The organism is Alkalibacillus almallahensis, assembly GCF_011761495.1.
Lineage (GTDB): Bacteria > Bacillota > Bacilli > Bacillales > Alkalibacillaceae > Alkalibacillus > Alkalibacillus almallahensis.
The window spans coordinates 127862-140528 of record NZ_JAASRU010000004.1; the positions used below are offsets into that span (position 1 = coordinate 127862).

The window sequence follows — 12667 nt, forward strand, 5'->3', positions numbered from 1 at the left end:
TTCGTTACTCGTATGTAACGGATTCAGTTAATCCTGGCGATTCTGGTACCACGTTAACCCATGTCTGTCCTGGTAATAATTCTAACGGTTCACCGTCAACCATTGGCGTCATGACACCGTTCACGGTTTCCCATTGGATTTCTTTTAATTTACCTTCTTGCAAGGCATATCCTTGGCCACCTGATTGAATATCGATATCACGGCGACCAGCATCATCAATGACTTCATGCCCTGTCTCGTATATTAACACATTTTCGAGAACAACTGGGTCCCCTGTCACTAAATCACTGTTTTGTTGGCCATCACTTGATCGAACGTAGCCACCTTCAATTTCATCATATTGATAAGACACGCTTCGATTAGATGAGTAACTAATACTAACCGATTCAGCTATTTCACCTTCAACAGGTTCTTCATTATTAACGGATCTAAAATTAAACCCTTCATGATCCATTTCAGTTTCTATGCCTTTGTTCGACGCTACCTCATATGCATTATTTAAAAAGACGTATGAATTATGTGGCGCACGCCGATCAGATGAACGCCTAAATAAGTGTTTATCATCATCATGATAAGCTCCATTTAAATTATCGACCCAGCCATTACGAAGATCTTCTTCAATAAAATTAGCGGCTCCATGATAAACGTATAGTGCATCATGAGCTTTAGCTGTTTCAATATAATACGAACGCGCGCTTCGAACTGGCCCGACTTGTTCTGGTATTTCACTATGGTACAACGCTACTAATCGGGTAATCCAGCCTTCAGCTAAAAACTCATAAACAACATCAGCATCTGTCAATCCAGTTTGCGGTCTTGCAGATGGATGATTGTTCACCATAACCGCAAGTGCCCGACGATTAATCTCTTCGTCTGCCTTTTCACCTGTTAATGGATAAGTGAATTCTGGTTCTGACGTTTCTTCAGTTTCGTCTGAAGTTTCATTCGTTTCTTCTGTATCTTGCTCTTCTGTTGCTGACTCATCTTCTGTTGATTGGTCTTGCTCGCTTTCTTCCCCGTCACTACAAGCTACTAACACGACTGTAAGCACTAGCGCCCATAGCCAAATCATCTTTTTCATATCCAACACCCTTTTTGTGAATGGTCTAGTTTTATTTTAACGCATAACAGAAGGAAAGAGTATCTCTTTTTTCTTAATATCCATTAAACCTTTTGGGGTAATACGAATATAAGGTAGATGCGTTGATGATAAAAACAACAATGTATAAACAGGATCACTATAAGGATAACCATGACCCTTTATTAGCGTTTTTAGTTCACGTTCTTTTTCCATCAATTCATCCATTGATAAATCCGACATCACCCCTTGTAATGGGAGTGCTAATTCGTAAATAATTTCACCATCATTCACAACAACAATCGCACCGCCTAACGCTTTCATCCGCTCGAACGCCATATTCATATCGTCTGTATTTTTGCCAATTAAGACAATATCACCTGTGTTAGAATAAGAACTCGCGAGACCGCCGATTGATTTCGTATATCCTTTTAAGAATGAAGAAATACGCCATTCACCATCACGGTCCATTAGCATCACATAAGCAGTGTCGTCTTCTTCAGGCAAATGCTGGCTTTGTGACTCTGATTTCACAGGATATGGCTTCAAGATCACGTCATTTAACATTTTCATACCAATTGGTGATGAGAAGATCAAATCATCTTTACGTAACGACCAATCGATATTCAACTCACTAAATCCGTAACGCAACCATTCAATATCAGGTATTAACCGCTGAAATGCATAACCATCAAACGTAATCCATTCGCCTTTAGCTAATACGGCTGTTGGCTTCGGTTGATCTGGGGCTTCTAAGAAGTTGATATGCGCGATCCGACCAGGGGCGATACTACCGAGTCGATGGTCAATTCCGAAATAGCGCGCTGAATTGATGGTTGCCATGGCGTAAGCCTGTTCGGGCTCAACACCTTTTTCAATTGCAATCTCTACACAACGATCGATGACACCTTGTTCATAAAATGATGGTGTTGAACCATCTGTTGTGAAAAATAAATAATCGTAATAATCGCCGTCATATGCTTTTAAATCATCCAGAATATTAGGTAAATCAGGTCGAATAGAAGAGTAGCGTAAGCCAGTATAATAACCTAAACTAACACGATTATAAACCTCTTCACCTGAAATCGACTCGTGGTCACCATCTGCTCCCAGTAATTTTAATTTCGCTAATGTTTTTACCGAAGCACCTGGAAAATGACCTTCCACTACTTTGCGGTGACGTTTCGTTTCCTGCATCCAATATAAACCACGATCATCTTCATTCAAAATCTCTGGCCAATTCGTCAACTCACCACCATGCATGACCGCATCGTGTGAAAGCCAATCTAAAACTGTCTCGTTATTAATTAATTCTTCCTCGTCTCTTAACTCTGACTGTGAATCAAACCGCGCACTCCAAAACATGGATACTGGTAATGTTTGCGAATCATCCAATAAAGAAAACGCTTTCTTTTTTTGCAATAATAAAAGCAGCATCAAATTATCATTAACAAATGTTGTCGTTCCTCGCTTTGATGCATATTCCACAAATGAATGGGGATTATATAACTGAAATGGGTGCACATGAGGTTCCACATATCCAGGTACAAGATATTGACCAGAACAATCTTTAATCTCCGTTCGATCTGACACGTAGTCTGGCATATCGTCACCAACGTAGACAATGCGATCTTCATATATCCAAATATTCGCTTTTACCCATTGTTTTAGAAAAACATTTAAGTAGGTCGCATTTTTTAAGACGAGAGTAGGTGCAATGTCGCCATTAACCACGGCGGTATGTTGTCTAATTTGTTTATTTCGCCATCTGTATAATTGTTCTTTCATTATCCATGCCTCCGTTCATCAACGTGCACTATCCACTTATGTAAAATTTTAATACATTAAACTCTTGAAGGGAAGGGTAAAATGGGAAAACAAAACATCGGAACCATTAATGCATTAGTAAGAATAACATTAGGATTGTTTTTGATTAGCTACGGAACAGTCAAAGCGACTAAACGCCCGTGGCATCAACGTTATTATCTCTTGATTCTTGCGGCAGCTATGAAGGTCGCTGAAGGAATTGTACGCTATTGTCCCGTAACCGACATGGTGAAAAAGCAAATCAATGCCAATTTACCATTTAACTTATTTTCTGACCCAACGAACATCGAAGGTGAATCATCTGCAGAGGATTATTCTTCGGTAGAAAACCAATCGTCACAATCCACAGATCGTCCAGTTACGGATTAAATACAGCTATCAAATACAAAACTCCGAACCGTCTTCTGTACGTGTTCGGATTTTGTATGTCTTCGTAATCGAATTATTCATCCTTTACAGCTTGAAAAACAATTTCCTGTTCAACAGGCTCAGCCTCACCCGATTGTTGCTCTTCAAAAACAGGCTTTTCAATACGTTTAATCGGCCGATAACCTTCTGATTGCATCTGATTCAAACAATCATCAATCGATTGATAATCACTGACTCTGAATTTTTTCTTCTTCACGCTTCAATCGACTCCCTCTAACTTTCTTCACCCAGAAACCACCATGAATCTGGCGTGGTTCATACGCAATAATAAATGCTCTCGGATCAATTTCCTTAATTGATTTATATAACATTAATTCATATTTACGCGGCGTTAGCACTTGAATCGCTAAACGGTCACCTTCCATGCCATATGCATACCAGCTCGTTACACCATACCCACGATTTCTTAGGGATTCAGTAAATGGAATGCTCGGATCAGACGAAATGACATTAACCGTAATATAGCCGACTGCTAATTTTTCTTCAACTTTCATACCACTAATAACACCAACACCGAAACCGAGTGCATAAGCGATTAAGTTTTGAATTTCGCCAATGTTGTCCAAGACTAATCCTAAACCAACTGTATAAAAGGTAATTTCAAATACACCAACAGAAGCTGCAATATATTTTTGCCCTTTTAACGTAAAAATAGTCCTAACAGTCAATAAGGATACATAAACAATGTTAACACCAAAGATAATTAATAACATTATGAGTCCAGATTCTAACATTTAGGGCCTCCTCTTCCAATAAGATCCAAACGCTTATATATTGCATATCGTAAATGATTTTTCGGTTAGATTACAAGCGAATACCCTTATTGTCAATACTTCATCAATATTGTACACAACATTTATTATACGGCTTGCACCGATCAATCATGATAAATGATCTTTTGCATGTTTCACTAATGAGTGACAAATTTTTTTGGTTAGGCACTGTTGATCAGCCGACTTTTTCTAATATCGGTGCCTTCCAGAATATATCAGCGACCCCGCACATATATCAGCGAAATCACAGACCTGGGCGCCGATATATTTTGCTTAACGGCAACTTGCGATTTATTTCAGCGCCTCACGGAATATATCAGCGGCATCCTGATTTTATCGGCGACTTTTGAATTTTATCAGCGACTCAACTAAATTTATCGGCGACCCTTATAAGATGAGCTAATCTTCATGGGAGTCGCCGATATTTTTGTGATATCAGCTCAATACTTAATTTATCAGCGCCATCCCAATTATATCAGCGACTTTCTCAATTTATCAGCGCCATTTAAGTTTTATCGGCGCCATCTCATTTTTATCAGCGAGATCAGCTAAAATATCAGCGACCTAGTTAAATAAGAACTCAGATAAAATAAAGCTCATGCTCTATAGAAAGAACATGAGCTCAAATTGATTTATTCAGGTAAGAAAATAAAATATAGTAGGAAAATCACGAATAGTACATACATAACAGGATGTATTTCTTTCGCTCGACCTTTCACCAACATCGTAATTGGATAGAAGATAAAACCAATTGCGATTCCTGTTGCGATACTGTAAGTCAGTGGCATCGCAATTAATGTCAGGAACGCTGGGACTGCAATTTCGAATTGATCCCATTCAATATGACGCAAGTTGGCTGCCATTAAAATTCCAACTATAATCAGTGCTGGTGCTGTCACTTCTGACGTCACAATCCCTAACAGAGGTGAGAAGAATAATGCGAGTAGGAATAAGATGGCCGTCACCACTGAGGCAAAGCCTGTCCTAGCACCGGCACTAACACCTGTTGTCGATTCGATAAATGACGTTGTCGTTGATGTACCGAGAATCGACCCTGCTACAGTTGCTGTTGAATCTGAGAATAGTGCTCGGTTGGCACGCGGTAATTTACCTTCCTTCATCATACCGCCTTGTGTGGCAACCGCGACTAGCGTTCCACCCGTATCGAAGAAGTCAACGAATAAGAACGTCATAATGACCACGAGCATTTGCAACGTAAAAATCTCACCAAAGTTGCCAAATGCAGCTCCAAATGTTGGCTCTAAACTTGGTACGCTACTGACGACATCATTCATACCAGATGGTGGATCGATTAAGCCGACTAGCATGCCAGCAACCGCCGTGATGATCATGCCATAAAACACGCCACCTTTAAAGCCGAGCGTTAATAATATAACTGTTGCAACCACTCCGAAGACCGCAAGTAATGTATTTGGATCTTCAAGATTTCCAAGTGTTAAATACGTATCTTTATCCGCTTCAATAATCCCTACGTTGGTTAAACCAATAAACGCAATATAGACACCAATACCTGCACCAACTGCTAGTTTTAAATTATTCGGGATTGCATTAATGACTTTCTCACGCACACCCGTTAATGTTAAGACCATAAATATTAATCCAGAAGCTAAGACACCAGCTAGCGCTGTTTCCCATGGAATGCCCCATTGTAAAATAACGGTGTAAGCAAAGAACGCATTTAACCCCATCCCTGGAGCTAAAGCAATCGGATAACGTGCAACTAGTCCCATAACGAGTGTCCCGATTGCACCGGCTAGAGCTGTTGCGACGAACACCGCATCTGGATCCATCCGCGTGACCCCTTGTGGCAATTCTTCTACATCCAACAAAGCCAGTACGGATGGATTGACGAACAATATGTACGCCATCGCTAAAAACGTTGTGATCCCACCCATGATTTCGCGGCGGTAATTCGTACCTAACTCTTCAAAACGAAAATAATTTTTCAACAATCTGTCCTCCCCCATTTATGAAACACCAAAAAAAAGCACCCTTGAGCGTAATCGCCAAGAGTGCATACGAGGACAAACCGACACAAAGGTATCAACGCATAGAACGTCACACACACCTCTGCTGTCGTTTATTAGTCACTCATAGTCGGACCATTTACGGTAGTCCGGTAGAAACTCTTGGGCCGTATTCCCAATATTATACAAGTGTTCCATATCGAATTTTGTTTACACTATTACTTTATCTTTATACTAGACTTTAGTCAACCACTATTTCGACAAAATCATATCCGTGACTTTCTTCCAAAGGCGGTAATACTCCGATTGATCTGATTGGAAGGAGTCTTCACGATAAATAAATTGTTCATAGTGATGTGTTAGTTCGCTCATACTACGACCGTCTAAGATTTGATCGGCGTGTTTGGCATACTCGCGTAATGTTTCCCCAGACTTAAATGGATAGCCTTTTTTCGCCAGCAACTTCATCACAAACTGATACGATTCAGTTATGGTCGCTTGATTAGCATGACGTTTTAGTCGCTGTTTTCGCCATGCATAGACTAACCGATCACGATAATAAATCAATAATCCGACAAGGACGACGATGATGACGCTTATCGAAATAACGATCCACGGTGAAACAGATGAGTCATCACTAGTACCAGCCGCTTCAGAATCATTTTCCTCTTCACCTTCTTCAAGCTGATTATCAACATCGGGTTGTTCAGATGATTCAGGCTGATCGAGCGCATCATCTTGATTGTCATCTAAAATATCATCAATCGATTCACCAGTAGAGACGTCTACTTGGTTCTGAAAGCCGATCGTCGGTTCAAATGGAACCCAACCAACATCAGGAAAATAAACTTCTACCCAAGAATGGGCATTGTTATTTTGAATTTCAAAAACATCGGATCCAGCTTCAGGGAACGCGTCTTGTTCGAATGCTCGGTCACCACCTGTGAACCCTTTCGCCCAGCGCGCCGGAATATCTAATGATCTTAACAACACAACCATCGACGTTGAGAAATTATCGCAATAACCTCGTTTCGTTTCAAACAAGAACTGATCGACATAATCCTCATCTTCATCTGGAACAGCGACGTCTTCAGTCGCATATTCATAATCATTTTCACTGAAGTAGTCTTCAATGGCCATGGCATAATCATATCGATTCTGGTCCTCTTCAGATACAATCATACCCGCAAGATTACTCACGCGGTCAGGTAAGTTTTCTGGTAACTGCAAATAATCTTGGTTAATGCCTGACGACTCTTGATAAGCAACCGGAACTTCGCGCATAGCATTCCTTGGGAAATCAGGACGATCAGCCTGTATTGAATAATCTTCCTCTACAAGCGTTTGGTCACCATTATCTAAAGACAAGAGCTCATTCGTTACGAGATTATATTCAAAATTGATTTGGTCATTGGTTGTTCCCACTTGTTCTGTACCGTATATATAAGGAACTTTAGTTAAATTACCTGGTTCAATCATTTGTAAATCTAAACTAGACTCTTCTCGCGCTACCACATCGCCATATTGCGAAATCTCTGGAAACTGACCTGTCTCACTCGCGATTCGTTCACCTTCACTGGAACGCTCCCAACCATGGCCTGTATAGACATCCTTCGTTTCGACTTTCCAATAGCGTTCAGCACTAGCTGTTGCATAAAAAACGGTCGTATCATCCATCTGGAAGCCACCACCTAGTCGGTCATCATGCTCCCCATAACCGACACGCTGAACGCCGCCAAATCCAGCTCCACTTCCAAAGCCATTCTCTGAAGCTGATTGTATAAATGAGACTGGATCTGGCCATTGCGGTTCATATTTCGGCGCAGCATAACCAATCGCAGCACTTATGCCAATCACTAAGATCATCGGAGCCAACCATTTAATAAATTGGCGAGCCTTAGGTTCTGTTAGGCTCTCACTTTCAACAATCCGGTGAAAGTTTGCTAACACGAGTAACAGCGCACTTAAGCTAAAGACACGAATAATAGCAATATTAGCTTCATACACCGTAAACGTGTCTAATACCGTCACATATAATACTGTTAGAAAAATAAACGCAAGTGGACGTTTAACAACCACATACCAGTAATATAATAAATAGCTTAACATCCATAGTAATATTAAAAAGAGAAACGTCCGAAAAACGGGCGTTAATGTTTGCCAATTTTGCTGAACCGATTCTTGGACATTAAACACCATTTCTTCAAAGAACAGCTTCAACCATTCAGTCGAAAAGAAAGCTGTATCGAAAAAGACATGATGAATAAATAATAGCAAAATCCCTATTTTGATGACCGAAATTAGCCCGAATGGTAAATGAATCAATGACAAGGCAAACATGACAACAATAAAAACAATAAATAAATGAGACTGACCCGTATCTGTGACTATATCTAGTGGATAGACCCATTCCATTAATAGGAACATACTGCCGACATAGAGCGCCAAACTAACTAAACGATTCGATTGTTCTAGTTTTAGCTTCATGATGCGCTCACCTCAATCTGTCTTTTCGTCAAACGGTCCTCATTCAACCAAGTGACACGAACGCCCCCATAATGGAGTTGATCCATACCATGACGCTCATCATGACCTATTAAATGCTTACTACGTACAAAGACGAGCTGTACATCAACTTGTTGTTGTTTTAATTGTAAGATTGTTTGATAAATAGATGTTGATAAATCATGCGTCAAAATGACAAGGTGACGATCCTTCGATAAATGCCACGCTTCTCGCTTCAACTGTTTAGCGAATTGATTCTCTTTCACCATTTGAATCTGACTAAGCATGCGAGTTAATTTTTCAAATGATTGTTTCCCATGCTTTAATGTTACATCTTCGCGTATTTTGCCTAATGCTACAACACTGACATCTCCATAATCCTCATATGCTTCTAACGAGATTGAATAAGTTAATTCCACACCTGCTTCGAATGCCAGCCAACGCCGATCATCTTCTGCATGACCATTCAGAATAATCGTTAAGTCCTTTTGTTTCTCTTCTTCAAATTCCTTTGTCACTAGCGCATGCTTCCGAGCTGTCGTCTTCCAGTCAATCCAAGACATCTGGTCTCCTGGAGCATAGTCGCGTACACCTGAGACAAGATTCGTATGATTTGCTTTCACCGTATAATTCGATTGTTGTCCTTCTTCAAAAGTTGATTGTTCAATACCCAGAGTGAGCGGAATTTCGCCGGGTTCCACTAACACGTAAGTATCAACATTCACCAGTTGTTCTCTTCTCACAAATCCTAACAAATCACCTGTTACGACTTTAATTTGATTAAAGTGGTGACGCCCACGCGGAATTGCATCAATTTCATAATTAAATTGCAATTTCTGACGCAAGAATGGAAACATAACCGTCTTCGCCTTATTTCGATTCTTTAACTGGTCTGGATACCCTAAAAACCGATACTTATACTGCTTCGTATCATGCCATGTCACCATTTCTGGAAGTTCGTCCTCAACGATTAAATAAAACAAGGGAAAAGGAATACGTCTTCTAATTGTGACTGTTACTCTCAAAGTCTGCCCGGCTTTCAGATAATGTTGATGCACATGTCTTTCAACTTTCATTAAACCCATTGGATAGAAAATCATAAAAATCGCATATAATAATATGGGGATAAAGCTAAAAAACAAGAACCAACTAACGAAACCACCTTGAAACATACTATATGTAAATAATAGCGCCATCAGCGCTATTACTAAGGATAAGGTAACGATTGTTTTAATGGATTGAATCATTGTTTTATCCTCTTTCTACAGGAATCATTGTTTTCTTAATCAGATCTTCCAGTAATTCTTTATCAGACTTGCCTTCAAACTTCGCTTCAGCCGTTAATTGCAGACGGTGAGCAAGAACATGGGGAGCCATATATTTCACATCATCCGGAATCACGTAATCACGGCCTTGGACTAACGCATAAGCTTGAGCTGCTTTCATTAAGGCAATGGAAGCACGAGGGCTCGCACCTAACTGAATAAGTGGGTACTTGCGCGTATTCGCAACAATTTCAACAATATATTGCTTAACCGACTGACTCACATGAATCCCTTGTACCTCTTCTTGTTTCGCTAGTAGCTCTGATTGCGTCATGACAGGTTGAACTGTTTCAATCGGATGTTCATGTGTTGTGCGATCTAACATCATAATTTCTTCTTGTTTGACTGGATACCCCATCTTTAATTTCAGAAGAAAACGATCAAGCTGAGCCTCAGGTAAGGGATAAGTTCCCTCATATTCAATTGGGTTCTGAGTTGCTAAAACGAAGAAGGGACTACTTAAATCACGCGTCATGCCATCAACCGTAATATGATTTTCTTCCATACTTTCTAGTAAAGCAGATTGTGTCTTTGGAGACGTTCGGTTAATTTCATCAGCCAGTACAACATTTCCCATAATCGGACCTGGTTGGAATTCAAATTGCATATCACGTTGATTATAAATCGACACGCCCGTCACATCTGATGGTAGTAAATCTGGGGTGAATTGAATTCTGCGAAAATCCAAATCAAGTGATTTAGCAATCGCACGGACGAGCATTGTTTTGCCGACACCAGGTACATCCTCTAGTAGTACATGCCCTTTTGCTAGTAATGCTACGATTGTCAGTTCAATCGTTTCTCGTTTCCCCACAACAACCGTTTCGATATTATCAATTAAAGCTTGAATTTGTGATTGCTGCTCCGTAACTTCCTGGTTCATAGATAAATGCCTCCTTAAGTTCAATGATCATCACGATAACTATTCTATCTCTAACCATTATGGTTTCGGCTTAGTTACGTTATACCCTAACTCCCTCATATTTTCGCGGTAGTTACGACAATGTTCTTTAAAACATTCAGGGCGAAAGTCTTTGGGTAATTGATCTTTAAATTTCTCATAACAAAAACAACGTTCCACTTTTGTCCCCCACTTTAAGTACTCTTCAATAAATCCTAAAGTATAAGAAAAGTCAAAATTTTATACGTCTATAATAACATGAAAGTCGGTGCATGAGTGAATAAAATAAAAGCCGCCTCTAAATAGAAGCGACTTTAACAGTTATTCATGATCAACTTTGTCAACGAATGACAAGGCGTATAGTGCAGCTAAACCAACAATAATATAAACTAATCGTGGAATAAATTCATCCATACCACCGAATAAACCACCTAATAAATCCCACTCAAACAAGCCAACAAGTAGCCAGTTTAAGCCACCAATAATGAGCAATATAAGTGCTGTTTTTCTCAAAACAATACACCACCTTTCCTACTCGTTTATTAGACGCTATGTAATGGTAGTATGTTTCATATCAGCCATTTCATACACAATCTTTTTTCGAGTATAAGGTGGTGTTTATGCTTAAGATTTTTGTTGTTCTAAAATCTGGAATAATTGATTAACACTAATGTGATCTTCAGGCGAAGAATCTAGATGCATATGGATCGTATTTCCATTTTCATCAAACACTAACGTCGCACCTTGAATCGAAACATCTTCTGATTTCATCGATTTCATCACGACATCTTTTTGACCTTTCTCTTTCGGCATGACATTGGAAATCGATCCTTTTACGAACCCTTTCAGACTCTTCATTAACAATTTACTTTTAGGCATCGATTTTGCACCGACTTCACGGTAGGCTTGTTTCTCCGGATCCCCATAAAACGGAAATGGATAGTCGCCAAATTGGTTTAAGAATTCCTGAACAAACGAGCCTTTATGTGGTGCAATCACTAAAACTTGATAACCATATTGGGACAGTTCATCATAACGTTCACGCAACTGCGTGATATGCTCTCGGCAAACTGGTCAACCAAGATGACGCACAAGAATGACAATCGATTTTTGATTCTGAATCAGACCATCTAATTCGACTGACTCACCAGATGGTTGTTCTAATGTCGCGTTCATAGGTCTCACTCTCCTTTAAGAATAGTCTACCCGATAAGCGGATTAATTCAAACTATTTTGATTAGAGAGTTATTATTAAGAGGGCACCGGAATAAGATAGGACTTAACTTTTGTTACTTTGCCGTTTTTATCAGCACGATTGAATTCATATACATCACAAAACATATAGGTTTCATTCTCATAATGAATGACGCCATCAACCGCTGCTGTTTTACCGTGAGTAATGATATTTTCTAAACGAAGCTCTTGAATGTTATCTTCACCTTTTGATTGAATCGTATGGCGTAATTGATCTAAACCAACGATCTTATCACCGCCGACATATTGCCACTCCAAATCATCTACCGCCAAATCTTGAAAGGCATCAACATCACCCGACGTCAATGCGATTGAGAAATCTCTTAACAAAGCCTTACGCGGTGCATTGCCACAACTTTCTTCGCACACAATATTCATGGGACAAGCTCCTTCTTTTCGAATGTCTGCCTTCATTTTATCAATAAATGATGAGAAATAAAAAACTTGCAGAAAAGCGTTAAGCTGATCTGCAAGTTTAAAAATGTGTAACTTTTGAAAGCTGATATTAGTACCTCACGTGCGTGGAATTTATCGGCGACATTGAGATTTTATCAGCGATTTTTCTGGATTTATCGGCGCGATTGGAA

The 12667-nt window shown here is 39.7% G+C and carries 11 protein-coding genes, 1 pseudogene and 1 riboswitch; of the genes and pseudogenes, 1 reads left to right on the plus strand and 11 read right to left on the minus strand.

The window, feature by feature from the left end; translation table 11 throughout:
• Positions 1-4 precede the first annotated feature (4 nt).
• A complete protein-coding gene (locus FHR85_RS05230; RefSeq protein WP_167261813.1) occupies positions 5-1081 on the minus strand; it encodes a DUF3048 domain-containing protein in 1077 nt (358 codons plus the stop codon).
• Positions 1082-1117: 36 nt separating this feature from the next.
• The gene (locus FHR85_RS05235; protein WP_167261814.1) at positions 1118-2866 is read right to left on the minus strand and encodes an adenine deaminase C-terminal domain-containing protein; all 1749 of its coding nucleotides are present in this window, start codon (positions 2864-2866) and stop codon (positions 1118-1120) included.
• 81 nt (positions 2867-2947) lie between these two features.
• Here FHR85_RS05235 and FHR85_RS05240 point away from each other — a divergent pair, with 81 nt between their 5' ends.
• Positions 2948-3274 (plus strand): YgaP family membrane protein, encoded by a 327-nt coding sequence (locus tag FHR85_RS05240; RefSeq protein WP_167261815.1) that lies wholly within the window; start codon positions 2948-2950, stop codon positions 3272-3274.
• Positions 3275-3347: 73 nt separating this feature from the next.
• Here the strand turns inward: FHR85_RS05240 and FHR85_RS05245 are convergent, their stop codons facing one another.
• The 9 genes and pseudogenes from FHR85_RS05245 to FHR85_RS05285 form a co-directional block, all read right to left on the minus strand.
• Positions 3348-3530 carry an NETI motif-containing protein gene (locus FHR85_RS05245; protein WP_167261816.1) on the minus strand — a complete coding sequence of 61 codons (183 nt, stop codon included), beginning with the start codon at positions 3528-3530 and terminating at the stop codon, positions 3348-3350.
• Positions 3502-4068 (minus strand): DUF2179 domain-containing protein, encoded by a 567-nt coding sequence (locus FHR85_RS05250; protein WP_167261817.1) that lies wholly within the window; start codon positions 4066-4068, stop codon positions 3502-3504. Before FHR85_RS05250 ends, FHR85_RS05245 begins: the two co-directional genes overlap by 29 nt.
• A 671-nt stretch (positions 4069-4739) precedes the next feature.
• Entirely contained in the window at positions 4740-6077 is a 1338-nt protein-coding gene (locus tag FHR85_RS05255; protein ID WP_167261818.1) for an NCS2 family permease, read from the minus strand.
• A 125-nt stretch (positions 6078-6202) separates the two neighbouring features.
• A riboswitch (purine riboswitch) is annotated at positions 6203-6304 on the minus strand.
• Between the two features lie 43 nt (positions 6305-6347).
• Entirely contained in the window at positions 6348-8582 is a 2235-nt protein-coding gene (locus FHR85_RS05260) for a DUF4129 domain-containing transglutaminase family protein (RefSeq protein WP_167261819.1), read from the minus strand.
• Positions 8579-9847 (minus strand): DUF58 domain-containing protein, encoded by a 1269-nt coding sequence (locus FHR85_RS05265; protein ID WP_167261820.1) that lies wholly within the window; start codon positions 9845-9847, stop codon positions 8579-8581. The genes FHR85_RS05260 and FHR85_RS05265 overlap by 4 nt, the downstream gene beginning before the upstream one ends.
• A 4-nt stretch (positions 9848-9851) precedes the next feature.
• Positions 9852-10808, minus strand: a complete 957-nt coding sequence (locus FHR85_RS05270; protein WP_167261821.1) for an AAA family ATPase — start codon at positions 10806-10808, stop codon at positions 9852-9854.
• Between the two features lie 339 nt (positions 10809-11147).
• A complete protein-coding gene (locus FHR85_RS05275) occupies positions 11148-11339 on the minus strand; it encodes a DUF378 domain-containing protein (RefSeq protein ID WP_167261822.1) in 192 nt (63 codons plus the stop codon).
• A gap of 111 nt (positions 11340-11450) precedes the next feature.
• A pseudogene (locus FHR85_RS05280) lies at positions 11451-11888 on the minus strand (AhpC/TSA family protein); the annotation flags it as partial.
• Positions 11889-12077: 189 nt separating this feature from the next.
• Positions 12078-12458 (minus strand): nuclear transport factor 2 family protein, encoded by a 381-nt coding sequence (locus FHR85_RS05285; RefSeq protein WP_167261824.1) that lies wholly within the window; start codon positions 12456-12458, stop codon positions 12078-12080.
• Positions 12459-12667 lie beyond the last annotated feature (209 nt).